28 protein-coding genes and 1 riboswitch are annotated in these 24,172 nt (G+C 32.0%); of the genes, 1 reads left to right on the top strand and 27 read right to left on the bottom strand.

Going from position 1 to position 24,172, the window contains the following annotated elements; translation table 11 throughout:
• Positions 1-114: 114 nt before the first annotated feature.
• Positions 115-945 (bottom strand): lipoate--protein ligase family protein, encoded by an 831-nt coding sequence (locus HMPREF2597_RS06960; RefSeq protein WP_002459026.1) that lies wholly within the window; start codon positions 943-945, stop codon positions 115-117.
• Between the two features lie 150 nt (positions 946-1,095).
• Here HMPREF2597_RS06960 and HMPREF2597_RS06955 point away from each other — a divergent pair, with 150 nt between their 5' ends.
• Entirely contained in the window at positions 1,096-1,482 is a 387-nt protein-coding gene (locus HMPREF2597_RS06955) for a rhodanese-like domain-containing protein (protein ID WP_002459025.1), read from the top strand.
• 305 nt (positions 1,483-1,787) lie between these two features.
• On the opposite strand, the gene gcvPB is transcribed toward HMPREF2597_RS06955, so the two are convergent.
• The 26 genes from gcvPB to HMPREF2597_RS06820 all read right to left on the bottom strand — a co-directional run bounded on the left by gcvPB (position 1,788) and on the right by HMPREF2597_RS06820 (position 24,114).
• Positions 1,788-3,263: an aminomethyl-transferring glycine dehydrogenase subunit GcvPB gene (gcvPB, locus tag HMPREF2597_RS06950; protein WP_070817250.1), complete on the bottom strand. Its 1,476-nt coding sequence runs from the start codon at positions 3,261-3,263 to the stop codon at positions 1,788-1,790.
• The gene (gene gcvPA / locus HMPREF2597_RS06945) at positions 3,253-4,602 is read right to left on the bottom strand and encodes an aminomethyl-transferring glycine dehydrogenase subunit GcvPA (protein WP_002478134.1); all 1,350 of its coding nucleotides are present in this window, start codon (positions 4,600-4,602) and stop codon (positions 3,253-3,255) included. Before gcvPA ends, gcvPB begins: the two co-directional genes overlap by 11 nt.
• 16 nt (positions 4,603-4,618) lie before the next feature.
• Entirely contained in the window at positions 4,619-5,710 is a 1,092-nt protein-coding gene (gene gcvT, locus HMPREF2597_RS06940) for a glycine cleavage system aminomethyltransferase GcvT (RefSeq protein WP_002478133.1), read from the bottom strand.
• 73 nt (positions 5,711-5,783) lie between these two features.
• Positions 5,784-5,883, bottom strand: a riboswitch (glycine riboswitch).
• On the bottom strand, positions 5,880-6,398 hold the full coding sequence (locus HMPREF2597_RS06935) for a shikimate kinase (protein ID WP_002459021.1): 519 nt from the start codon (positions 6,396-6,398) through the stop codon (positions 5,880-5,882). Its footprint overlaps the riboswitch before it by 4 nt.
• A 153-nt stretch (positions 6,399-6,551) precedes the next feature.
• Positions 6,552-6,911: a competence type IV pilus minor pilin ComGF gene (locus HMPREF2597_RS06925; protein ID WP_002478132.1), complete on the bottom strand. Its 360-nt coding sequence runs from the start codon at positions 6,909-6,911 to the stop codon at positions 6,552-6,554.
• A 61-nt stretch (positions 6,912-6,972) separates the two neighbouring features.
• Positions 6,973-7,266: a hypothetical protein gene (locus HMPREF2597_RS06920; RefSeq protein ID WP_070817249.1), complete on the bottom strand. Its 294-nt coding sequence runs from the start codon at positions 7,264-7,266 to the stop codon at positions 6,973-6,975.
• Positions 7,253-7,747 carry a competence type IV pilus minor pilin ComGD gene (gene comGD / locus HMPREF2597_RS06915; RefSeq protein ID WP_225306455.1) on the bottom strand — a complete coding sequence of 165 codons (495 nt, stop codon included), beginning with the start codon at positions 7,745-7,747 and terminating at the stop codon, positions 7,253-7,255. Before comGD ends, HMPREF2597_RS06920 begins: the two co-directional genes overlap by 14 nt.
• Positions 7,680-7,994, bottom strand: coding sequence for a competence type IV pilus major pilin ComGC (gene comGC / locus HMPREF2597_RS06910; protein WP_002459016.1), 315 nt, complete (start codon positions 7,992-7,994; stop codon positions 7,680-7,682). Before comGC ends, comGD begins: the two co-directional genes overlap by 68 nt.
• A gap of 14 nt (positions 7,995-8,008) precedes the next feature.
• Positions 8,009-9,073, bottom strand: a complete 1,065-nt coding sequence (gene comGB, locus HMPREF2597_RS06905; protein WP_002478130.1) for a competence type IV pilus assembly protein ComGB — start codon at positions 9,071-9,073, stop codon at positions 8,009-8,011.
• Complete coding sequence (comGA, locus tag HMPREF2597_RS06900) at positions 9,045-10,019, bottom strand: competence type IV pilus ATPase ComGA (RefSeq protein ID WP_002478129.1); 975 nt, start codon at positions 10,017-10,019, stop codon at positions 9,045-9,047. Before comGA ends, comGB begins: the two co-directional genes overlap by 29 nt.
• 46 nt (positions 10,020-10,065) lie before the next feature.
• On the bottom strand, positions 10,066-10,689 hold the full coding sequence (locus HMPREF2597_RS06895; RefSeq protein ID WP_002459013.1) for an MBL fold metallo-hydrolase: 624 nt from the start codon (positions 10,687-10,689) through the stop codon (positions 10,066-10,068).
• 3 nt (positions 10,690-10,692) lie between these two features.
• Positions 10,693-11,016, bottom strand: a complete 324-nt coding sequence (locus HMPREF2597_RS06890) for an MTH1187 family thiamine-binding protein (RefSeq protein ID WP_002459012.1) — start codon at positions 11,014-11,016, stop codon at positions 10,693-10,695.
• A complete protein-coding gene (locus HMPREF2597_RS06885; RefSeq protein WP_002478128.1) occupies positions 11,016-12,002 on the bottom strand; it encodes an ROK family glucokinase in 987 nt (328 codons plus the stop codon). The genes HMPREF2597_RS06890 and HMPREF2597_RS06885 overlap by 1 nt, the downstream gene beginning before the upstream one ends.
• Positions 11,999-12,202, bottom strand: coding sequence for a YqgQ family protein (locus HMPREF2597_RS06880; RefSeq protein ID WP_002459010.1), 204 nt, complete (start codon positions 12,200-12,202; stop codon positions 11,999-12,001). Before HMPREF2597_RS06880 ends, HMPREF2597_RS06885 begins: the two co-directional genes overlap by 4 nt.
• Positions 12,186-13,643, bottom strand: coding sequence for a rhomboid family protein (locus HMPREF2597_RS06875; protein ID WP_002478127.1), 1,458 nt, complete (start codon positions 13,641-13,643; stop codon positions 12,186-12,188). The genes HMPREF2597_RS06880 and HMPREF2597_RS06875 overlap by 17 nt, the downstream gene beginning before the upstream one ends.
• A 16-nt stretch (positions 13,644-13,659) precedes the next feature.
• Positions 13,660-14,196 (bottom strand): 5-formyltetrahydrofolate cyclo-ligase, encoded by a 537-nt coding sequence (locus HMPREF2597_RS06870; RefSeq protein ID WP_002459008.1) that lies wholly within the window; start codon positions 14,194-14,196, stop codon positions 13,660-13,662.
• 249 nt (positions 14,197-14,445) lie between these two features.
• Positions 14,446-14,595, bottom strand: coding sequence for a 50S ribosomal protein L33 (rpmG, locus tag HMPREF2597_RS06865; protein WP_001830957.1), 150 nt, complete (start codon positions 14,593-14,595; stop codon positions 14,446-14,448).
• A 203-nt stretch (positions 14,596-14,798) separates the two neighbouring features.
• Positions 14,799-16,880: a peptidoglycan D,D-transpeptidase FtsI family protein gene (locus tag HMPREF2597_RS06860; protein ID WP_002459007.1), complete on the bottom strand. Its 2,082-nt coding sequence runs from the start codon at positions 16,878-16,880 to the stop codon at positions 14,799-14,801.
• 118 nt (positions 16,881-16,998) lie between these two features.
• Positions 16,999-17,601 (bottom strand): superoxide dismutase, encoded by a 603-nt coding sequence (locus HMPREF2597_RS06855; protein WP_002459006.1) that lies wholly within the window; start codon positions 17,599-17,601, stop codon positions 16,999-17,001.
• A 225-nt stretch (positions 17,602-17,826) separates the two neighbouring features.
• Positions 17,827-18,246 (bottom strand): Fur family transcriptional regulator, encoded by a 420-nt coding sequence (locus HMPREF2597_RS06850; protein ID WP_002459005.1) that lies wholly within the window; start codon positions 18,244-18,246, stop codon positions 17,827-17,829.
• A gap of 2 nt (positions 18,247-18,248) precedes the next feature.
• Positions 18,249-19,088 (bottom strand): metal ABC transporter permease, encoded by an 840-nt coding sequence (locus HMPREF2597_RS06845; RefSeq protein WP_002478125.1) that lies wholly within the window; start codon positions 19,086-19,088, stop codon positions 18,249-18,251.
• A 78-nt stretch (positions 19,089-19,166) separates the two neighbouring features.
• Complete coding sequence (locus tag HMPREF2597_RS06840) at positions 19,167-19,943, bottom strand: metal ABC transporter ATP-binding protein (RefSeq protein ID WP_002478124.1); 777 nt, start codon at positions 19,941-19,943, stop codon at positions 19,167-19,169.
• Positions 19,944-20,054: 111 nt separating this feature from the next.
• Positions 20,055-20,945, bottom strand: coding sequence for a deoxyribonuclease IV (locus tag HMPREF2597_RS06835; protein WP_002478123.1), 891 nt, complete (start codon positions 20,943-20,945; stop codon positions 20,055-20,057).
• A gap of 9 nt (positions 20,946-20,954) precedes the next feature.
• Positions 20,955-22,298, bottom strand: coding sequence for a DEAD/DEAH box helicase (locus HMPREF2597_RS06830; protein WP_002478122.1), 1,344 nt, complete (start codon positions 22,296-22,298; stop codon positions 20,955-20,957).
• A gap of 36 nt (positions 22,299-22,334) precedes the next feature.
• On the bottom strand, positions 22,335-23,435 hold the full coding sequence (locus HMPREF2597_RS06825; RefSeq protein ID WP_002478121.1) for a Nif3-like dinuclear metal center hexameric protein: 1,101 nt from the start codon (positions 23,433-23,435) through the stop codon (positions 22,335-22,337).
• Entirely contained in the window at positions 23,425-24,114 is a 690-nt protein-coding gene (locus tag HMPREF2597_RS06820) for a tRNA (adenine(22)-N(1))-methyltransferase (protein ID WP_002478120.1), read from the bottom strand. The genes HMPREF2597_RS06825 and HMPREF2597_RS06820 overlap by 11 nt, the downstream gene beginning before the upstream one ends.
• Positions 24,115-24,172: the final 58 nt, after the last annotated feature.

The following is a 24,172-nucleotide window of genomic DNA, read 5'->3' as shown; positions in this document are numbered from 1 at the left end:
AATACGAAGTATTGTGAAAATAGAGAACAGTAGTAAGATATTTTCTAAAAATTATCTTACTGCTGTTTATTATGGATTTACACCATCCCAGACCCTGTTTTATTAAAGAAGTGATTATTTTCTATAATTCCATTCATCTGAACGATATTTATCTTCGAGTTTTTTTACTTCTTGCAATTGTTCATCTGTTAAAGTGAGTGGCTTTAATTCTATACCTAATCCTTGTTTGAAACCTTTTTCAAATGCTTGTTCCATATCCGTGATAGAAATATAGTGATCAGCAATATCATTTAGGGCAACAGCTTTATCTACAAAAGCAGCTTTCATTTTACTTTTTAAACGCTCGTTTTTGAAGATAAACATATCAAATAATTCATCAACATCAACATCTTGAAGTAATGAACCGTGCTGAAGGATAACCCCTTTTTGTCTTGTTTGTGCACTTCCTGCAATTTTTCTCCCTTCAACTACCAATTCATACCAACTTGGAGCATCAAAGCATACTGCACTCCGAGGTTGTTTAAGCTTTTCTCTTTCTTCTTTTGATTTAGGTATAGCAAAGTAAGCGTCTAACCCAAGTTCTTTATATCCTTCTAATAATCCCTGTGAAATAACGCGATACGCTTCTGTTACAGTAGAAGGCATATTAGGGTGAGATTCAGGAACAATAACACTGTATGTTAGTTCTTTATCATGAAGAACACCACGTCCTCCGGTTTGACGTCTTACAAGTCCGAAACCTTTTTCTTTTACTTTATCAATATCAATTTCTTTCGTTAATCGCTGAAAGTATCCCACTGATAATGTTGCAGGATTCCACGTATAAAAGCGAATAACTGGCCCAATGTCACCACTGGCAACAAAGTTTAATAAGGCTTCATCCATAGCCATATTATAAAAAGGATCATGACTACCAGTATTGATAAAATTCCATGTTTCAGTCATAAAAAAACTCCATTCACTAATCTATATATTTCTATGCTAGCATTAAAGTAAAATTACTAAAATAATTTACGGAATTAGCATTAAATTATTTTGATAATTTGCGCCAACAGTCTTATAATTATAATATCGGTAATTTAGGGAGGATGCAAGATGAATATCTCTTTGATCATTGCTATAGCGATTATTGTTTTAATCATTCTTTACATGCTATATAATTGGATTTTGAACAAAAGATCCGTAACAGAATTAGATCAAAATGAATTTCATAGTGGTCTAAGAAAAGCACAAGTGATAGATGTGCGAGAGAAAGTTGATTACGATTACGGACATATTAATGGTGCCCGAAATATTCCTATCACGATGTTTAAACAAAGATTTCAAGGTTTGAGAAAAGATCAACCTATTTATCTTTGTGATGCAAATGGTATCGCAAGTTATCGTGCTGCAAGAATATTAAAGAAAAATGGCTACAAAAACCTTTATATGTTAAAAGGTGGCTATAAAAAATGGACTGGTAAAATCAAGTCCAAAAAGTAATACGATAAAAATTAGATGCGTTTGGGACATCATTAGAAAAATTAGCCAGTAAGTGAGTTTCTTGTAAATTCATTTACTGGCTAATTTATTGACTACACTTCCTATGATTGGCTTTCTTAGAGGACAGCTTTCAGCCACTTCAACTCGCCCCGCTTGAAAAATGGCTTCGCATTTCTTTGTGCTGGGGGCCCGCCACTAGCAATGTGCGCTCATGTGTTTTTAATATATGGAACTAAGATATTGGATTTTAGAAAAAATAAATCCCTTATAGAGAAACGTGCTTGTCTATAAGGGATTATTTATGATTATTCTTTTTCAGCGTGCAAATTTTCGAATTTTAATACTGGTTTACGTGCTGCTTGTGTTTCATCCAAACGATCAATAATAGTGGTATGTGGTGCTTCTAATACTTTATCAGGATCGTTTTTTGCTTCTTCTGCAATTTCAATCATTGCATTAATAAAGTGGTCGAGTGTTTCTTTAGACTCAGTTTCTGTTGGTTCAATCATCATTCCCTCTTCAACATTTAATGGGAAATAGATTGTTGGTGGATGTACACCAAAGTCTAGTAGACGTTTTGCCATATCGAGTGTACGCACGCCATGTTCTTTTTGTTTAGAACCGCTAAGCACAAATTCATGTTTACAATACTGTTCATAAGGTATTTCAAAATAGTCTTTCAAACTAGCTTTAATATAGTTAGCATTTAATACTGCAGCTTCAGATACTTCTTTAAGACCTTCAGCACCCATCGTTCTGATGTAAGTATACGCTCTTAAATAAATACCAAAGTTACCGTAAAATGGTTTGACACGTCCAATAGAATTTTCAATGTCATTGTCGTATTTATATGTTTGCCCTTCTTTAATAACCATAGGTTTAGGTAAATAGCTAGCTAATTCTTTTTTTACACCAACTGGTCCAGAACCAGGGCCGCCACCACCATGTGGACCTGTAAATGTTTTGTGAAGGTTTAAGTGTACGGCATCAAATCCCATATCTCCTGGGCGTACTTTATCCATGATAGCGTTTAAGTTCGCACCATCATAATAAAGTAATCCTCCTGCTTCATGTACGATTTCACGAATTTCCATGATGTTTTTTTCGAAAATTCCTAATGTATTTGGATTAGTTAACATAATAGCTGCTGTATTTTCATTAACAACACGTTTCAAGTCATCAATATCAACTTCTCCACGTTCATTTGATTTTACAGTGACAGATTTAAATCCGGCAAATGATGCAGAAGCAGGATTTGTACCATGAGCAGAATCAGGAACAATAACTTCATCTCGATGGCCTTCACCATTTTTTTGATGATAAGCTTTGAAAATCATTAATGCAGTCCATTCACCGTGAGCACCTGCAGCTGGTTGAAGTGTGACTTCATCCATGCCAGTTATTTCTTTAAGTTCTTCTTGTAGGCTATAAATAATTTCTAAAGAGCCTTGAACTTGATCCTCATCTTGGAGCGGATGAGATTCAGCAAATCCTGGAATACGTGCAACTTTTTCATTAATTTTTGGATTATACTTCATCGTACAAGAACCTAAAGGATAAAACCCAGAATCAACACCAAAGTTTTTGTTTGATAACTCTGTATAGTGACGAACTAAGTCTAACTCAGCAACTTCAGGTAATTCCGCTTTTTCTTTTCGGATAAATTTCTCATTTAAAATTGATGATACAGCGTCGGTTTTGATATCAGATTGTGGTAATGAATACGCATATCTTCCTTCTTTAGATCTTTCAAAAATTAATGGGCTAGATTTACTTACCATTTAACTCACCAGCTTTCTTAACGAATGTATCAATTTCTTCTTTTGTTCTTAATTCAGTAACTGCAATCAACATATGATTGTTCAAGTCATCTGATACGGCACCAAGATCAAATCCGCCAATAATACCTTCGTCTTTTAATTGAGCGTTGATATCTGCAATTGGTTTATCAAATTGAACCACAAATTCATTAAATGATGTACCATCTAAAACTTTAAAATCATGAGACTTAAATTGTTCTTTTGCATAATTTGCATGTTCTAGATTTTGAACTGCAATATCATAAATCCCTTGTTTACCAAGCGCAGACATAGCAATTGATGAAGCTAGTGCATTAAGTGCTTGGTTTGAACAAATGTTAGATGTGGCTTTATCACGACGAATGTGTTGTTCTCTAGCTTGTAAAGTTAAAACAAATCCACGATTTCCGTGGTCATCTTGTGTTTCCCCAACTAAACGACCTGGTACTTTACGCATTAACTTTTTGGTCGTTGCAAAATATCCACAATGTGGCCCACCAAATTGTGCTGGAATACCGAATGGTTGCGTATCGCCTACTACAATATCTGCACCAAATGAACCTGGAGGTGTCAGTAAGCCTAACGCTAATGGATTTGCATAGACGATAAATAATGCTTTTTTATTTTCAATAAATGAATGGATTTTTTCCAAGTCTTCAATTGATCCATAGAAATTAGGATATTGTACTGCAACTGCAGCTGTATTATCATCGATAGCTGCTTCTAATTTGTCTAAATCAGTAACTGTACCGTCAAGATCTACTTCAACAACTTCGAAATCTTTGCGTACTTTCACATACGTGTCTAAAACTTGTAATGCTTGATAATGTAAACCTTTAGATACAACGATTTTGTTTTTCTTAGTATGGTTAAAAGCTAAGATACAAGCTTCGGCAAAACTTGTTATGCCATCATACATTGAAGAATTGGCAACATCCATATTTGTTAATTCACAAATCAATGTTTGAAATTCAAAAATAGCCTGAAGCTCACCTTGAGAAATCTCGGGTTGATAAGGTGTATAAGCGGTATAGAATTCTGATCGTGAAATCATTGCATCTACGACAGATGGTGCGTAGTGATCATATACACCAGCGCCTAAAAATGAAGTATGCGTCTCTTTCGTAATGTTTTTATTTGCTATATTGTTTAAACGTTTCAATAAAGTGGTTTCAGACTCTCCACTAGCAATATTTAAATTCCTATTTAAAAGAATATCTTTAGGTACATCTCCAAATAGGTCATTAATAGATTTCGCACCAATAGTATCTAACATTTCTTGCTTATCTTTATCAGTTAATGGAATATAACGATGACTCAAAGTACACACCCCTTAATTATTTTTCAATTTGATTCTTTTTAACAATTTTAGCTTTTAATTGTCTTTTTCTAACTTGAACTAATAATTCCCGTCCCATTTCAAATTCGTCACGGTTAATAATTGCTATAGCAATAGATTTTCCAGATGTTGGTGATTGAGTACCAGAAGTGACTTCTCCAATCACGTTACCATCTAAATCCATAACTTCATAACCAGTACGAGCAATGCCTTTTTCTAATAATTCTAGGCCTACAGTTCTTCGTTTAGAACCATTTTCTTTTTGATCTTTCAAGACAGATTTACCGATAAAGTCTTCTTCAATTAAAGGTTTAGCTGCAAAGGCAATTCCGCCTTCATATGGTGTAATACTCTCTGTTAAATCTTGACCATGTAATGGCAACCCAGCTTCTAAACGTAATGTATCACGTGCACCAAGGCCACATGGTACAACATCGTGTTCTAACAAGCCGTTCCAAATATCAACAGTATCATTAATATCACAATAGATTTCAAAGCCGTCTTCACCAGTATATCCAGATTGTGATAGAATTACATTTTTTCCTAATAATTTTACATTTTGTTTGAATTCAAAAGGTTTCATTTCACTAACATCTATATCAACTAATTGACTGACTAAATCTCTTGCTTTTGGTCCTTGAATAGCTAATTGACCATATTTGTCTGAGACATTTGATACTGTCACATCAAACTTTGAACTTTGCTTTTCTATCCAAGTAAAGTCTTTATCAGTATTTGCAGCATTGACGATTAATAAATAATCATTATTTTCTAATTTATAAATTACTAAATCATCAATGACACCGCCTTCTTCATTACATAAAGCAGTGTATTGAGCTTTATTATCAGTTAAGTTGTTTGTATCATTTGAAAGTAAATATTGGACAAATTTACTAGCATCATTACCTTTAATAGCTATTTCTCCCATATGACTGACATCGAACAACCCAATATCATATCGAACTGCTTTATGTTCATCTTTAATACTAGTAAATTGAACAGGCATAGCCCATCCACCGAATTCTACAATCTTAGCACCACTATCTACATAGTTTTGATACAATGGTGTTTTTTTTAATTCGCTTGTCATTTAAAAACCCCCTATTATTTTATAAAAAAACAGGATAGCCAAAGCTACCCTGTTTATAAACGAATTCAGGATGCGTTACAGTATTATCCTTTTGCCTGAGAGTTTCGTTTATACAACTTGCACCTTCGGCGACAAAGTAGTTTAACTACTTTATGCTCTCTAATACTGATCAATCGCGATTTATGCTATTGATAATCTCTTCATAAAGTTGTTGAATAGAAAAACTACTATTCACTTTTATGAATGCGATTTCATTATATCTTGAAACCCTTGTTAAATACAAGCTTTTTAATTGGGATTTGGTTTTGCTTTTAGCATTAGGTCGATGTGAATCGTTAACAATTCTTTGATAAATTATATCGATGTCGCAATCTAACCATATCACATTTTGTTGCGTTTTTAGATAATGAAAGGAAGCATCATTTTCAATAATTCCCCCACCTGTTGCAATAATATCAAATTGCTGTAACGCTTCTTTTAAGTAATGATATTCTAACTCACGAAAATGTTGTTCGCCACGTGTTGCAAATATTTCAGGTATTGATTGCTGCTCGTTTATTTCAATGAATTGATCTAAGTCAACAAAAGATAGAGTGAGCTTTTGAGCCATAAATTGTGCTAACGTTGATTTTCCAGTACCCATAAATCCAATAAAAATAATTGGTTTTGTAAAATTAAACAATGTCATCTTCCTTTTTTGAACGTCTCAATAATCTGATTATTGTAATACATTTCTAAATTATTTAAAGTCTTAAGCTTTACTGTATATTGTACCGTATATAAAAATAAAAGTGATAGATAAATTGTAAAAATTACAAGAAGCGCGATACTTATAAAAGCTTTATTGTGATAGGTATAAGTTTTTTTCATAAATATTCATGACACCTCCACTTTGCAAATGAATTTTAATAAATTGATGGTTCACAATAGTAAAGGACGCTGACTGTACATCGTTTAATAAAATAATATTACCTTTGTGTGGATATTCTAAAATTATTTTATGAGATTGATATTTGAGCCATAGTAATTCATGATTCTTTTTTATCAGTATCTTCTGAGGAGTTTTGACTTCAAAAGTAGCATGCTGAAAAACTTTATTTTGGTGTAATGATATAGCAAATAATTCATATTCAACATCAAAAGCATTCGTTGCTTGATGAAAATAGTAATTTGCATTATGAATAAAGAGAGGAAGCAACATACAGAGGGTGAAGGTTATAAAAAGGGTTAATAGCATCTCAATTAACGTAAATGAAGCGATCCTAAATTTTAATACATATTTTAATATGTGTCTGTGCATTTAAACCACAAATTGATGATGAGTTTAAATGAATATAATACTCATCAACAGTAACTCCTTTAGCTAATTCTTGAAATTTGTAGTGCTTAACTGTGTTTAGCATGACGTTTAAATTATCCAAATGATATAACTCCTCTTGATAATTATTATTTAATTGTTGAAATGAACTGATTATCGTCGTATATATTAAAACAACGATTAACAGTCCGAATAGACTATCAATAAGTAGTACACCTTGAAGTCTATATTTTTTCATAACGTATTCTCCCTTGGTCGATATTAAAAATTATTCTATAAGTTGCAGTTGGATATTTTATATAAAGAGAACCAAATTGGTTGATTTCTCCTTGGGCATTGAAAGTTAGAAGTGAAATATTAGATATACGGTAAATATAACCATTAGAGATACTAAAATGATACTTTTGACCATGTTGTTCAATCACTTTTATTTGATTACTGTTTTTTGAAAATAATAAAGTAATGGATTGATGATTCCGAAGTGCTTTAGATTTATAAAAGTCAAATTGATTGATTAGTAATGTTACATTATTATTGTGAGCAGATTGAATGTAATGATAAGTTGAAAGATAGCTTATTGAGATGAAAAGAAGAAGTTGTATGATAAATAAGGCAAGCATTGTTTCAATTAAAGTGAATGCTTTAGCTTTGTTAATTTGCAACTGCCTCACCATTTGATATGCTGATGGTTTCCCCAGATTTGCAATTCTTTTGACCATCTTTAATAAAACCCTCAGAAATTAAATCATCAATGCTTTTTGGAGATCCATTATGCTTTAGAGTATAGGCTTCTATTTGGCTATTGACCATCTTTACTTGTGCTTCACAACCTGTTGATTGTACATGTGCTGTTTGTTTGGCAATGTTTGGAATAATTAAGATAAGCAAGACACTAATAATTAGTAATACTAATAACATTTCTATTAGTGTAAACGCTTTGCATTTTTTATAAAAAGAAAATTTCATAATTAGCTCCTTTATTATTTAATTGTTTGAATCAAATTGAACATTGGTAACATGATGACTAGATAAATAGTGATGATAAAGCAACCTAAAATAATAAAGATGAAAGGCTGAATAAATTTTAAATGTTTATTGACTCTTTCTTCAAATTGCTGAATAAGGATTTGACTATAAAAGTGCAATTCCATATCTAATTTGCCACTCTTTTCTCCTTGTTCTAAAAATTTAATTAAATCATTTTGAAAACAAGCTTCATCTTTGAGAATTTGTGATAATGATTGACCTTGATTAGATTTTTCTAATAATCGCTGTCCAAGGTAATTTAAAAACATATCATTGTTCTGCTCAGTATATATAGATACTATTTTTTGCAGTGATATACCATTCTTATAAAACAATGCTAGTTCGTTAGCTAATTTATATGTCATTAGCAATTTATAATAGTTGTTAGCAATAGGTATATGAGTTATAAATTGTATTTGCTTATATACATCGATACGTTTTAAAAAGTATTTTATTATGAGTACAGAAATCATTAATAAAGTTGAGAATAGTAAAATAATATTAGGTAGGTAGCTGATAAGTATTGTAAGGAGATGTTGTCCTCGTGATACAGGAACATTCATAGTGTCATAAAGTTGTGTAAATTGAGGTAAGACAGTTAATTTTAAAGTTGTCAGTATGCCAAGAAAAACAATAATTAAAACGATTGGATATTGTATGGTTTTAATAAACCGTTCTTTTGCTTTGATATGTCGTTGCATATATTGAGCTGTTTGTCTTAATGAATTAGTAAATTCACCATACTGTTCTGCAAAATAAATTTGTGAAAGAATACCTGGAGAAAATGTTAATAATTTTAAAACTTCGTAGCAATTACCTCCGCTTTTTATAGTGCTTATTACTTGTGATGCTAACTGTACATTTTTAGAAAGATAATAAAAATTAAGGAATTTAAAGCTTTCAAGTAATGTAAAACCATTGTCTAACAGATTACACAAGCTTAATAACAACTCTGCTTGTTGTTTGTGAGTTAAAGGCTTGCGATGATAATTAAGTATATTTATTAGCAGTTTCTTCACAAATGACCCCTTCTTTTGACATGTTACCAATTAACTGTGATAAATGATGAAATGATTTAGGCAAGGTATGATTATGTTCAAAAAAGTATTCTATTTGATGATTTATCATCATTTCGCAAACCAATGCTCGTTGTTGATTTAGGGTGGTAATGAGTCTTTGATTAGAGATTAAATTAATTGATTGACATATTTCTTGAACTGAAATTCCCATTTCTAATAATCTTAATAAAGTTCCTTTGCAGTTGTTTGCGTGAATTGTAGATAATACTAAATGGCCACTTAAACTTGCCTGAATAACACATTTTGCGATACTGGCATCTCTAATTTCGCCAATTAAGATAACATCAGGATCACAGCGCAGAATAGCTTTAAATGTTGATACATAATTAATGCCTGCTTTATCATTTACAGATACTTGTGTAATGCCTGATATCAACTGTTCAACTGGATCTTCAATTGTAATAACATTTAAATTAAGCTCTTGTTGTGCATATAAAACCATTTGATACATCAGTGTACTTTTACCAGATCCAGTTGGACCACTAAATAATAACAATCCTTGCTTTTTATTCATAAACTGTTTGAAATCATTAAATTGGTAACACGTTTTATGTTGTTGAAAGTATTGTGGTACGATACGAATGACGCAACTTTCTGTACCTAATGATAGTGGTAAAGTTGAGATTCTTAAGTAATATTGTTGCTTATATTGATAGGTATATCTTCCACTTTGGGCGATTTGATGTGTTGATACATCTAAGCCAGCTTGAAATTTCATAAACGTTAACAGTTTAGTATAGATGCTTAAATTTAATTCTTCATAATCTACAAGTTGGTCATTAACACGAAATTTAATGATGACAGTAGTTTGACTTGGAATAAAGTGAATATCACTTGCATTCTGTTGTATCGCTTTGTTAACAATTTCCTTAAATAATATTTTCATAAAAGCACCTCCTACATATATAAACGTAGGAGGTGTTATTTTTACTTTAACCATTTAAATAGGGATTTAATTGTTCATCATCAACTGTCGTATAATCTCCGTGTCCAGGGAACAAAGGTAAATCGCCATCTAATTCAAAGAGTTTATCTTTGATAGAGTCAACTAATGTTTCGTAATCACCACGATATAAATCTGTTCGTCCTATGCCATTATTAAATAGTGTATCACCAACTATTGCAAAGTCATTAAAGACATAAGATAAACTACCTGGAGAATGTCCTGGTGTATGCAAGACATCAAACTCAAAGCCTTGAATATTTGCATGGCCTTCTTGAAGCGGCTTAGGTTTAGCTGTGCTAACAACTATTGGCATACCATATTGTTGGAATTTTTCAGATCCGTTCTTTTCTGGTGTAGTCAGAAAGCTGAATTCTTCATCATTCATATATAGGGGAACTGGATATTTTGCTAATACTTCATCAAGTGCGCCTATATGATCAAAATGCGCATGTGTTAATAAAACAGCTTGTAATGGTTTGTTAATTTGATTTAATTTTTTAAAGATTTTATCTACTTCACCTGCGGGATCAAATAAAATAACGGAATGATCATTTTCAACAAAATAAGTATTGGTATCAACTAAACCTAACGTTAGTTTTGAAATTCTCATAATTTATTCACCTTTGTTGTCCAAATGTTTTTGGACAGATTTTAGTTTATCATTCATTTTACGTTTTTTATCTCTTCGATCATCTATACGTAAATTCGTACAAACTCGGTCTAATCCTTTATCAAATGGTAATTCGTGTATGGCTTGTACTACTTCAAATAAATCTTTTAAATCGCCTTCTATTAAAGTATTCATAGGTGTTAATTGATAATCAATTTTCCCTTGGTCTTTAAACTCTTTTAATTTTGTTTGTATTTCTGCAATATATTTACTTACACTTGGTCCTTCTGTACCTACTGGAATAACAACTACATCTACAATAGCCATTATTTAACACCATCCTTTTCAATAATATAAGTTTTAATTAAACCGGCAGCGCCTGTAATACCAGCATCATTACCTAGTTTAGCTTGAACAATCTCTGTATTGTGCTGAGCCGGTTTGAACGCATAATGATGAAAATCAGTTTTGATGTTTTCTATTAATATTGCACCTGCTGTAGACATACCACCACCTAGCACAATATATTTAGGGTTACTAGTTACACTAATGATACTACATAAATAGCCAATATGATTAGCAACCTTTTCAGTGATAAAAATACAGAATTGATCACCAGCTTTTGCTGCATCAAAAACTGCTTTTGCAGTAACTTTATTTTCTTTAATTAAAGGTAAAATTGATGATTTAAAAGTTAATTTTGGATAATAAAAGTTAACTAAATTAACCACACCAGTAGCTGAAGCAACAGTTTCAATACAACCAGCATGTCCACAATTACAATCAAATCTTTGATCAAAATCTGTTCGAATGTGTCCTAATTCCGCACCTGAACCATTGTGTCCATGAACTAATTTTCCGTTAGAGATTACGCCTCCGCCAAGTCCAGTACCAAGTGTAATAGCTACAACATCATCGGCACCTTTGCCGGCACCTTTATGTTTTTCGCCAAGTGCTGCAACATTAGCATCATTATCTACATAAATTGGACAATCAAGCATTTTGGAAAAAATTTCTCTTACATTTACATGGTTTGTCCAATGTAGATTAACAGCACCATATACAACACCACTTTCAAAATCAACAGGACCAGGAACTCCTATCCCAAGGCCTATTACATTGTCCATTGTGTAATTTTGTTGTGGTAGTTGTTTTTCAAATGATTGTTTAATTTGTGTTAATAATGTCACACCTGATGGATCAGAAGTATCTGTATGAATCGACCATTTTTTTAATTGATTCAATTGTTCATCAAAGATGCCTAGTTTACAAGTTGTGCCACCAATATCTGCTGCTAAAATTATGTTCTTCATTTGTGTTCATTCCTTCTTTGGTTAATAATCAATAAACTTTTTAAATAAGTATCTTTTGAAATAAGCTGATAATCAAATAAGCTTCTAATCTCTTGTGCCATCATTTCACACGTATCTTTTGGATTTTTAAAATAAATAATATAGCCAAATTCTTTAAGTAATTGTTGAACATCATAAAAACTATTAATTTTTGTCTTCATTGACTATTTTCAACTCTTTTTTTAAATTTAAATAATCCGCATTGTTGGGTTCTACCTTTAAAGCATGATTAATATATTTTTCAGCTTTTTTATTGTCACTAAGTGATCGATTTGCGATAGCTAATTCATAATTTAATAATCCTGAATTAGGATAATTGCGCAATCCCCTTTCCCACTCAGCGATGCTCTCAGCTTTAGATTTGGTAGCTGCTGTAATTAACCCCTTTAAATAGTATGTTTTAGCATCATCATAATGATTATCCAACGTCTGTGAAACTATTTTTTCGGCTTCGTTATAGTTATAATGATTCATTTCATCTTCTATAAGAATATTGTAAATATTATCTTCTTTAATCGTGAATATTCTAACCTGCAATAAAATGAAAAGTATTAAAAATACGATTAAGAGCAACCAAAAAATATTCCGATTCGCTTTATAATAATAGCCTATATAGATTAGTAATAAGCCAGATATAAAACCACCAAGGTGTGCCATGATATTAACGTTTGATAATAACAGCGAAAACCCAATTAGTATAACTAATGCAATCAATAATTGGCCAATCATCTTACGAGAATAAACTTTACTTATTATCATCATTGCTATTATGGCACCTATAAGCCCAAAAATTGCCCCACTAGCACCAGCTGAAACAGTATCAGTATTAAAAGACAAAGATAAAAAATTTCCGAAAAGTCCAGAAATAATATATAAAATCAACATTTTCATTGGGCCTATAATCGCTTCAACAATTTTACCAAATATAAAAAGCGATAGCATATTCATCAATATATGTTCAAAATTAAAGTGTAAGAACATCGAAGTAATAAGTCTATACCATTCTCCATGAACAACGTTAAAGTGGACTAAACCACCCATGTCTAAGAGCTTTATATTTGAAAAGCGATTTAATAGTAATATCATGCTAAGCCAAATTACAATATTTATAGTAATTAAACTATAGGTAGCAGGAGAAAATTTTGCCATATATTTGTCTAGAGGATTTTGATTTAGCACTCTTTTTTTGTAATAAGCTGTTGTTTTACTATCTTTTTTATTAAAAAGACGACGTAAAAATTTATTCGGTATACATTGTTGCGCATCAGCTTCAGACGCTATTATTTTAACACTTATTTTTAACGGCTGTAATTCTTGTAAATCTTCAATGGGGACAGGTTTGTCCGAAAAGTAGTAAAAATCACAGGTTTTTGGTTGGAAGTTAAATTTTAGCGCAATATCATTGATGTTTTCTTTAATCTTTGATTTGTCAAATCTAATTTCTTGTGATGAGTTAACGGTATCTTTAATAATAATGAGAGACTGTTTTTTTCTATTGCATAACCATAGTTCATGCTGTTCGCTATTTTGATATATATAGTCATAGTTTAAATATCTAATCCAGTAATAACTTGATTTCCAATAAAGTTTTTCTAATTTCATGGCGTCCTCCATAGCGCTATGTTGTATAAATAATTAATTGATCCACAGCCTGATCATAATAATCAGTTGCAAAGTTCACGATTTGGAAATCATAAACTAAACTAATCGTATGAGAAGGATGTTCACTTAAAAAGCGGTCATAATATCCGCCCCCGTAGCCTATTCTATATCCGTCTTTATTAAAGGCTACACCAGGGACAATAATTAAATCTAACTCATTGGTTGTAGCCGTGTTTGAAGTAGAATAATTAATTCCTTTTGCATCTTTACTTATATCATTTAATGATAATAATTGCTTAAATGTCATATGATTTTCATTATAATCAGTGTGAGGAACATATATTTGTTTTCCCATTTTAATTGCCGTTTCTATAATGTCATATGTATTCACTTCATGGGGCATAGAAAGCACGATAGAAATTTTTTGAGCTTTTTGAAATACTTCTTGCTGGAATAATTGACCCTTTAGCCATAGGTCTGCAGTTTTTTTAGAAGAAGCATCAAAAGATTTCATCTTTGAAATCATATTTTGACGAATTTGTTTTTTAGTCAATCTATCACCCTCTTATCCACTTATTATAACGTTTATAAAATATATTGTCATTTATACAAAACGATAATTTGTAATAATTAAAACGGTTTGAACATAAATAAAACGGATTAAAATTGCAACACCTAAATCTTTTTATCTGTATGATTTCTATTCAAAGCCAATAAAAAAGCCAGTAAATGAATTTACAAAACTCACTTACTGGCTAATTTATCTAGGAATAATGTCCTAGCTTGTCAAACCATTACCAAATTATTTAGTTTCACGGTGTAAAGTATGTTTATTATCACGTGAACAATATTTTTTCATTTCAACACGTTCAGGATTATTTCTTTTGTTTTTAGTTGAGATGTAGTTTCTGTCACCACATTCTGTACAAGCTAATGTAACGTTTACGCGCATGATTATACCTCCTTACCTTATCTAAATACGACTTATTAATCATACCACTATCATACTTAATTGAAAAGTACTATTTTTAATTAGCTGTGTTAATAGCTGCTAAATGAACACCTATACTTCTGCAATGAATATTAAGTCTTAAGTGGATTGTTGATGTATTAGACGGCTATTATTGTTAGCTTAAACCTATATACATTTTGATGTTAATCTGTTTCATTATTACCATCGTTATCCTTTTTATCGGCATGATCTTTAAAATAGTAATTAATAATATCTCTTCCTAAATCGCCACCGTTTAACCATGGTGGTGGCACCGGTTGATTTGTATAAACGATAGAAAATGCTAATTGTGGATTATCTATCGGTGCATATCCAATATATGTTGAATTAACACGTGATTCGCCATTTTGGAAGACTTCAGCTGTACCTGTTTTTCCTGCAGAAGGCACAGTGGTTTTATGGAAACTTGCATATCCAGTACCGTCTTGTTTATTAAAGGCCATTTTAAAGCCTGCTTTAACTTCATCAAGTTGATCTTGTGTATTATTGACTCTATTTAATACGTTACCCTTAATTTTTTTCTTAAGTGGTCCTAACTCATCGGTATTTGTAGAATCATGTATTGCAAGACCGATATGAGGTTGTATGCGATATCCGTTATTAGCAATTGTAGACACATATTGCGACAATTGTATTGGCGTATAGGTATCGTATTGTCCTATCGCTAAGTCTAAATAATTACCAGGATTATTTGTCAATGGTGCCGTTTGACCTGCAGTTTCGTTTGGTAAATCAATGCCAGTTTTTACTCCTAAGCCTACTTGATTAAGGCCTTTACGAAGTTTTTGCCCCGCTGCTGAGATATCGGTTGGTAATGTCATGCCAGATGAATATGGATCTCCAGCTAATTTTAATGCAGTTTTAAACATATATACGTTCGATGAATGCATTAAGGCTTCTTTGTCATTGATTGTAATACGATTATTTTTATTAAAATAAGAGCGTTTAGTGAGTCCGCCTCTGAAATGTAGTGGTTCGTCTACCATTTCTTCACCAACTTTTATGGCGTTATTTTGATATCCAGCAAGTAGTGTGCCACCCTTCACTGATGACCCAACTGCAAACTGTGCTGTGAAGTTACCAATGTCATAGTCAGTTAGCTTACCATTTTTATCAATTTGTTTACCAGCCATTGCTAAGATATCACCGTTTTTAGGGTTTTGAACAACAATCATAGCGTTATCCATATCTTTTGCACCCTGACTTCTTAATTTATTAATTTGCTTTTCTAATAATTCCTCAGCTTTTTTCTGTAAATCGATGTCTATAGTTAGTTGTAAATCATGACCACGTGCACCTGGATTGATTACTTCAGAATTAATAACACGTCCTGATTTATCGGTCGTATATTTCATTTCTTTTTTCTTACCACGTAACACATCTTCATATTGATATTCCAAATATGACTTGCCCACACGATCATTTCTAGAATAGCCTTTAGCAAGATATTGTTCCGTTAATTCTTTAGGTACACCTTCAGCAGGTGTAGAAACATTACCAAAAATACCTCTTAGGCTATCACCATAAGGATATTTACGATCCCAATCCATAGTTGTATTAATGCCAGGTAATTTATTTAACTGTTGAGATACGGCTGCATATTCTTTTTCTGAAACATCTTTATTTTTAATCATTTGTGGGTCTAAAGTTGAACCAGCTGACATTTCTCTATAGATTGCTAGTACTTGCAAATCATCTTTAGAGAATGAATTTAATTGTTTTTTACTTATTTTATTATGAAGTGCTTCATCGTATTGATCTTGAGTAATACTACCATCATCAATTAAGTTTTGTTCTTTTGTCATCATTTGCTGGGCTTGTTTCGGATGAAGTTGTATCCAAAAGTCTTGTTTGTCTCTAGTTGTTATTTTATCTGTATCCATATGAATTAATTTGGCTAACTTTTTAGCCGTGTCTAACATTTCTTGTTGGGATGTTTTCTTAGATCTCGTATATGTAATAGCCATTTTTGAAGCATTATCTACAAGCACTTTGCCGTTTCGATCTAATATACGTCCCCGTGGTACAGATTCATTTACAGTGATATTTTCGTTATCTTTGATTTCTTGTTTGTAATGTGAGCCTTGTGCGATTTGCAAGTATCCTAATCTGAGTACAATTATTACAAAAATAAAGACAATGAGTCCGAATATAAAATTAATGCGGTGATTCATTGTATTTCTTATTTTTTCATCGTTTGATTTTTCCTTTAACCTTTTAAGCAAAATAACCTACCTCTATTCAACTTCTCTACTATCAAATGATATATGAAATCGCGAGATATTTCTATTATTTTGGTAAAAAAATAACGGTCTCGATAGCGAGACCGTGATATGTGACTAATTATTTTTGAGCTTCATTATATAATTCGTCAACTTTTTCCCAATTTATCACATTCCAAAATGCACTAATATAATCAGGACGTTTATTTTGATATTTTAAGTAGTATGCGTGTTCCCATACATCTATACATAAGATAGGTGTTTTTCCTTCAGTTAATGGGTTGTCTTGGTTAGGCGTTGTAACAATTTCTAATTTACCGTTATTTACAACTAACCATGCCCAACCTGAACCAAAACGACCTGCAGCTTTGTCAGCGAATTCTTTCTTGAATTCATCTAAAGAACCCCATTGTTCTTTAATTTTATCAACTACAGTACCTTTTTCTTCAGAATTAGGAGTTAAAAATTCCCAGAATAGTGAATGGTTTAAGTGTCCGCCACCATTATTACGTACAGCTGTTTGAATGTTTTCAGGAACGCTATCTAAATTGGCAATAATTTCCTCAATAGATTTAGACTCTAAGTCTGTACCTTCAACTGCAGAATTTAATTTAGTCACATACGTATTATGATGTTTATCATGATGGATTTCCATTGTTTCTTTATCAATATGTGGTTCTAATGCATCTGCTTCATATGGTAATTTTGGTAATTCAAAAGCCATTATTAATCATCCTCCTAAATATGTTCTAACTCATAATAACAAGTAATCTGGGATACAACAAAGTATTTGCTTATCCATATACTATATTATTATTCTTACTATATTACTATAGCGCATTTGAAATTATTTTAAACATAAAACTAATATAAATACTTAAATGGAAGGAAATTCAGACTATTGACCTATATTTAAACATTTATTGGTATAAATATGATTGATGAAAAGTTAATGTGATTTATGTTGACAAGACTCACATGTACCATATATTTCAAGTTTATGCGTGTGGATATCAACGTTTGGTAAAAATTGTTTAACTTCATCAATTGGGCAATATTCAATGATTTTAGTATCACCACATTGTTCACAAATAAAATGGTGATGGTGGTGATTTGTACATGCAATTCTAAATTTCATTTCTCCGTCTAGTTCTGTACTTTCAATGATTCCTAAATCTTTAAATAAATGTAAGTTTCTATAGACAGTATCAAAAGAAATTCCAGGATAATGTTGATCTAATTGTTGTTGGATATGCTTTGCGTTAATATATTTATCTTTTTCAACAAAAATATCAAGCATGTGTTTTCTCTTATCTGTATATTTTAAACCATTATCTTTAAGGATTTTAATAGCATCATTTGTATTCATAATTAAACACCCTTTTTAAAATTTACTTTTTGTAGTAGCATAGTTAATCCTAGCATTATCACTAATAAAGCAACGATAACACCGCCAGGAGAAATGTTCATATAAAATGCTAATACTAAACCTAATACAACTGACAATTCCCCTAGTATAATACTACTGATGATAAGTTGTTTAAAGCCATTTGTAATTCTCATAGAAATTGCAATAGGCAAAGTGATTAATGCACTTACTAATAAAATACCAACTACGCGCATGGATGCTGAGATTACCATAGCCACAATAATAATAAATAAGAATTGTATCCATTTTGGAATGCCGATAACGGTAGCATATTCTTCATCAAATGATAGGATAAACATTTCTTTGTAAAATAGCATGACAAAGCTGAATACAATTATAGTAATAATAATAATTGTCACTAAATCACTTAAACTTACTGCGCTAATCGACCCAAAGAGTAATCCAACTATTTCTTGATTAAAACCATCTGCCAAAGATATAAATATGGCACTTAAAGCGATACCTGCACTCATAATTATTGGGATAGCTATTTCTTGATAATTTGTATAAGAAGTACGTAATTTTTCAATAAGTAAGGCACCTATGATTGCAAAAAGTATGCCAAACCACATTGGATTTATGATAATGAGCGCAGGAAAAACGGTTAGTATAAACATGCCAAAAGATATTCCGCCTAAAGTGACATGACTTAAAGCATCAGCAATAAGGGATAATCTACGAACCACAATAAATGCGCCGATCAATGGGGCAATAAAACCTATTAAAAGTCCGCTAATCAATGAGTATCTCATAAAATCAAAGTTTAATAATGCATCGATCAAAAGTAAACACCTCTAATCAAACTTGTGTGATAACGATATACATTTAATAACATAATCTGACTCCTAGTGATATTAGTATTATGATTTTTGACAACATTGTCGGTTATGTTGATGGTCAACAAATTGTATTGGGTGACCATAAATTTTAGAAATTTCGACTTCATCCAAAGATTTAAACGCTTCTGTTGTACCATGAAAATGAAGATGTTTATTTAAACAAGCCACTGTTGTTGCAGTATCTGCTACAACACCTATATCATGTGTAACTAAAATGATAGTGATGCCTTCTCTCTTTAATGTTTCTAATGTTTCATAAAATTCACTAACATGTTTAGCATCAATGCCATTAGTGGGCTCATCCAATACAAGTACACTAGGGTTAGATATTAGTGCACGTGCAATAAGGACGCGTTGTTGTTGACCGCCAGAAAGTTTGGCAATATTTTTATGCATTAAATGACTAATATTCAATTTGTTTAAGACATGTTCTACTTGTTGATAATCGTTTTTATTAAAGTGTTGAAAAAGTCGCTTTGTTTTCGTTAAGCCACTCATAACGACTTCTCTTACACTTGCAGGAAATCCTGCATTAAAAGCAATTGCTTTTTGTGATACATAGCTTATTTTTAATGATGACTTTTTCTTTTTATATTGTTGCCCATCTACATAAATGTCGCCAGTTTGCAATGGCAATAATCCGAGGATAATCTTTAACAACGTTGACTTCCCGGCACCATTTGGACCGACAATTGCTAAAAAGTCACCTTTATTTATTTTAATATTAATATTTTCAAGAACTTGCTTATGATCATAATAATAATTAATATTTCTCAATTCAAATACTGGTGTTGACATCTTTTTCACCCCGCAATTTACTATACATATATTTATAAAATTTGTAAATAGTAACCTTTACGATAGAATTGCAAAAACTGAGACTTTATCAAAATCTCAGTTTTTAAATAGTTATTGCGTTAGCAATTTATCTTTGAGTTGTGGATCAAATTGTTGTGCTTTTAGCATCTCAATTTCAAGCTTGTAAGGTGCTTTTTTATTTTTCTTATCTTCACCTACAAAAGGTGTTTCAAGAATTTTAGGTATATCTTTAAAAGCATCATGATGGACAATATAATTTAATGCATCAAAGCCAATGTATCCAAATCCAATATTTTCATGACGATCCTTATGTGCACCACGTTCATTTTTACTATCATTGACGTGAACAACCTTGATGCGATCAACACCAATTATTTTGTCAAATTCATTTAAAACACCGTCAAAATCTTCTTTAACATTATATCCAGCATCATGAGTATGACATGTATCAAAACAAATAGATAAACGTTCATTGTTGTTTACACCATCAATAATGCGTGCAATCTCTTCAAAAGAGCGTCCAACTTCAGAGCCTTTTCCTGCCATTGTTTCAAGTGCGATACGAACGTCATTATCATTCGTTAGTACTTCATTCAAACCTTCAATAATACGTTTAATACCGGCATCTGCACCAGCACCAACATGTGAACCAGGGTGTAAGACGATATCTTTAGCTCCTATCGCTTGAGTACGTTCAATTTCATTTTGTAAAAAATTGACGCCTAATTCGAAAACTTCTGGTTTTGTAGTATTAGCGATATTAATAATGTAAGGCGCATGTACTACAATATTTGATAGGCCATAGGATTTCATTGCTTCATGACCTTTTGCGATATTTAAATCTTCTATCTTTTTTCTACGTGTATTTTGTGGCGCACCGGTATAAATCATGAATGTTGATTCTCCGTAACTATGCGCATCCTCAGCAGCACCTTGTAACATTTTTTTACCACTCATTGACACATGAGATCCTAATAGCATAACTATCACCTAACCTTTTTTGTTTTTTCTATTCTGTCTATTTTGTCGTTTGCTATATTGTTTTCTTTCTTGACGCTTCATTTGTTCAACCTGTTGTTTAAATTTCTTTTTATAGCCAGGCTTCACTTTATTTTTAGATTTACTACGTACTTTTTGCTTTACTTCATTAGTTAAGTGGTCGTCTTTACGTTCGCGCTTTTTCCGTGTATTGAATGATTTCACTGGTTGTAATTCATTGTTTTTGATATCGACCGTTTCAAATTGATAACCTTTGTCCTCAATTAATGAAATATTATGTTCATCATCAGGACTATATAGTGTAATAGCTACGCCTCTATAATTACCTCGTCCTGTTCTTCCAACTCGATGTGTGAAGAAATCGATATCATTTGGTACATCAAAATTGATAACATGGCTCACACCTTCAATATCGATTCCACGAGAAGCTAAATCACTTGCAATAACAAATTGGAAGTCTAAATTGCGAATGCGTTTCATTTGCTGTTTACGTTCACGCGGTGTTAAACCTCCATGTATCATGCCGACTTTGATGCCAGATGCATTTAGAGAGTCTGCTAATTCATTAGCATTTTCACGACTATTGCAGAAAATAATACATAAATAAGGATTTAACATATCAATTAATTGTAATGTTTTTTCAACTTTAGCTGTACCTTTTGTTGGAATAAGATAGAATTCGATATTTTTCTTATTTTGAGATTGATTATCGACAACTATGAACTCTGGTTGATTTAGATATTTGTTTAAAAATGGATGCAGTGATTTAGGTATAGTTGCGCTAAAGACTGCAATATTTGACGTATCATTTAGACGCGCTGCAATTTGATCTACTTGATCTATTAATCCTAAATCAATCATTAAATCTGCTTCATCGATAATTAAGTACGAAGCTAAATGAACATGTAAATGACCACTCATTGCTAAATCATTAATCCGTGTAGGTGTACCAATGATGAATTGTGGTTGTATATGCGTACGTTGTTTGTCTTTTTCAATGTCAGTTCCCCCGATAAACAATGAAACCTTAACGTTTGATTTGAATTGTGCCAAATGCTGAGTAGCCTGATAAAGTTGTTGAGCTAGTTCTCTGGTTGGTGCAACCACGATCACTTGAGGCTCTTGAAGATCTATGTCAATTAAATGCATGAGTGGCAATAAAAAAGCGTGTGATTTACCTGTACCAGTTTGAGATTGTCCGATTAAATTTGTTCTTTTTAATATTTTAGGAATAATACGATTTTGTATTTCCGTAGGCTTTTCAAAATTTAAATCTTTAATCGCATCTAGCATGGTTGATTCTAAATTAAATGTTTCAAATGGATGCTTGGACATGAAAATGCCTCCTAATTTATGTTTATTTTACTATGATTAATAGTATTGAAATGGATCAGTATTGATAGAAGAAGATGCTATTGTTATATCAGCTTCATGATCAGTTAACCAATCAGATAATAGCTGTTTCAAACCATCTTTCATGACGTATTCACTATAATGGTTGATATCTAAAATATTCATGCCTTCTGTTTTTGCATCGAGCGCATCATGATGTTTAACATCTCCAGTTACAAAAATATCTGCTCCTCTTTGAAATGCTACGTGCTCAAAGCCGATACCTGAGCCGCCAATGATTGCAACTCGACTAATTGTTATATCAGGTTTTCCAGCATAACGCAAGCTTGGAATAGCTAGAGTGGATTTTGTTTCTTGAATAAAATCTTTAACATTTTGAGGTGTTGCTAAATTTCCAATCATTCCTAAACCGCTATCAGCTTCTTTTGATAGTTCAATAAAATCATAAACTGGTGTTTCATAAGGATGATACTGTTGAATTAAATGTTCTGCAAGTTTACGTTGTTGTGATTGAATCATAAATTCAAGCTTAACTTCATTCACATATTCAATGTGATCTATTTTACCGATAAAAGGATTAGCTTCACCTACTGGTTTAAACTGTCCCGTACCTTTACTTTCAAAAAAACAATATTCATAGTTGCCTTCTTGTGCTAATCCAGCTTTACTAATTTGGCGTTTAAATTGTTCCAAATGTTCTTCGGGAATAAATGTTTGAACTTTGTAATATGTTGTAGTTTGAGGCACTAATATTTCAGTATCTTGCAATTTTAATTTGGTAGCTAGCATAGCGTTGACACCTTTGTAATAGTGATCTAAATTAGTGTGTAACGCGATAACTTGGATATCGTGTTGAATTATTTTACGTATCAACTGTCCATAACCGTCATCTGTAATGGATGTCAGTCCTTTAAAGATTAAAGGATGATGACATATAATAGTGTTGATTTCTCTTGTTAATGCTTCTTCAACCACTTCATTTGTGCAATCTAACGCAGTTAAAATTCCAGTCATCTTTGTATGTTTGTCACCAATTAATAAGCCAACATTATCCCATGATTCGGCAGTTTTTAAAGGGACATGTTTTTCAATTATTTGCATTAATTCATCAATTTTCATTGGCTAACACCTCTTCAATCAAATCGATTTCAAGAGAGACCTCTTGAAGTCTCTCCTGATGTGTCGTTGGATTTAACTGTTTTTTTATATGTTTTAGTGCAGTAAGTTCACGATGCCACTTCGAAAAGAAAATATCACTTTTATTGCGCAACAAGATGGGACCAAATTTAAGTTCGTATTTAGTATATTGTGGTTTCTCATTGCTATACTTTGCGACAACAATTTCGTAAATATGACCTTTTTCTATCAAAATTTCTTCCGCAATAATAGTAAAGTTTAAATTTACTAGCGTTTTACGCAACGTCTCAGTTTGAATATTACTTTGAAGGATAAGTCGTGTTTGTTTTGATAATTTTGCCTGGCCTTCAGTTAATATTTTAGCAATGAGCGGTCCACCCATGCCACAAATTGATATTGAATCAATTACGTCATTATCATAAATAACTGCTAAGCCGTCGCCTAATCGAACATCTATTTGTTGTGTTAAGTGATGTGCACGGACATTTTGTTTAGCTGCCTTAAACGGTCCTTCGATAACTTCTCCTGCTATTGCGTTATTACATAAATGATGTTGAACTGCATAGATGGGTAAATAAGCATGATCTGAACCAATGTCAGCCAAAACGCCTGGTTGAATATATTTGCTAACAGTTTGCAATCTTTTATTTAGTGATATCATTGATTTCTCCTTTATGTAAAAGAGGCTGAGACATCTTATATTGTCTCAGCCGAATAAA

The organism is Staphylococcus sp. HMSC063A07, from assembly GCF_001836955.1.
Classification (GTDB): Bacteria; Bacillota; Bacilli; order Staphylococcales; family Staphylococcaceae; genus Staphylococcus; species Staphylococcus lugdunensis.
The sequence above is the reverse complement of the archived record's forward strand: the minus strand, read 5'-3'. Positions and strand labels throughout refer to the sequence as shown.

Coding starts and splice junctions, on each gene's coding strand:
- HMPREF2597_RS06960 (WP_002459026.1), bottom strand. CDS start 945: ATGACTGAAACATGGAATTTTATCAATACTGGTAGTCATGATCCTTTT.
- HMPREF2597_RS06955 (WP_002459025.1), top strand. CDS start 1,096: ATGAATATCTCTTTGATCATTGCTATAGCGATTATTGTTTTAATCATT.
- gcvPB (WP_070817250.1), bottom strand. CDS start 3,263: ATGGTAAGTAAATCTAGCCCATTAATTTTTGAAAGATCTAAAGAAGGA.
- gcvT (WP_002478133.1), bottom strand. CDS start 5,710: ATGACAAGCGAATTAAAAAAAACACCATTGTATCAAAACTATGTAGAT.
- HMPREF2597_RS06935 (WP_002459021.1), bottom strand. CDS start 6,398: ATGACATTGTTTAATTTTACAAAACCAATTATTTTTATTGGATTTATG.
- HMPREF2597_RS06925 (WP_002478132.1), bottom strand. CDS start 6,911: ATGTTGCTTCCTCTCTTTATTCATAATGCAAATTACTATTTTCATCAA.
- HMPREF2597_RS06920 (WP_070817249.1), bottom strand. CDS start 7,266: ATGAAAAAATATAGACTTCAAGGTGTACTACTTATTGATAGTCTATTC.
- comGD (WP_225306455.1), bottom strand. CDS start 7,747: ATGGTCAAAAGAATTGCAAATCTGGGGAAACCATCAGCATATCAAATG.
- comGC (WP_002459016.1), bottom strand. CDS start 7,994: ATGAAATTTTCTTTTTATAAAAAATGCAAAGCGTTTACACTAATAGAA.
- comGA (WP_002478129.1), bottom strand. CDS start 10,019: ATGAAAATATTATTTAAGGAAATTGTTAACAAAGCGATACAACAGAAT.
- HMPREF2597_RS06895 (WP_002459013.1), bottom strand. CDS start 10,689: ATGAGAATTTCAAAACTAACGTTAGGTTTAGTTGATACCAATACTTAT.
- HMPREF2597_RS06890 (WP_002459012.1), bottom strand. CDS start 11,016: ATGGCTATTGTAGATGTAGTTGTTATTCCAGTAGGTACAGAAGGACCA.
- HMPREF2597_RS06885 (WP_002478128.1), bottom strand. CDS start 12,002: ATGAAGAACATAATTTTAGCAGCAGATATTGGTGGCACAACTTGTAAA.
- HMPREF2597_RS06880 (WP_002459010.1), bottom strand. CDS start 12,202: ATGAAGACAAAAATTAATAGTTTTTATGATGTTCAACAATTACTTAAA.
- HMPREF2597_RS06875 (WP_002478127.1), bottom strand. CDS start 13,643: ATGAAATTAGAAAAACTTTATTGGAAATCAAGTTATTACTGGATTAGA.
- rpmG (WP_001830957.1), bottom strand. CDS start 14,595: ATGCGCGTAAACGTTACATTAGCTTGTACAGAATGTGGTGACAGAAAC.
- HMPREF2597_RS06855 (WP_002459006.1), bottom strand. CDS start 17,601: ATGGCTTTTGAATTACCAAAATTACCATATGAAGCAGATGCATTAGAA.
- HMPREF2597_RS06850 (WP_002459005.1), bottom strand. CDS start 18,246: ATGAATACAAATGATGCTATTAAAATCCTTAAAGATAATGGTTTAAAA.
- HMPREF2597_RS06840 (WP_002478124.1), bottom strand. CDS start 19,943: ATGTCAACACCAGTATTTGAATTGAGAAATATTAATTATTATTATGAT.
- HMPREF2597_RS06835 (WP_002478123.1), bottom strand. CDS start 20,945: ATGCTATTAGGATCTCATGTGTCAATGAGTGGTAAAAAAATGTTACAA.
- HMPREF2597_RS06830 (WP_002478122.1), bottom strand. CDS start 22,298: ATGTCCAAGCATCCATTTGAAACATTTAATTTAGAATCAACCATGCTA.
- HMPREF2597_RS06825 (WP_002478121.1), bottom strand. CDS start 23,435: ATGAAAATTGATGAATTAATGCAAATAATTGAAAAACATGTCCCTTTA.
- HMPREF2597_RS06820 (WP_002478120.1), bottom strand. CDS start 24,114: ATGATATCACTAAATAAAAGATTGCAAACTGTTAGCAAATATATTCAA.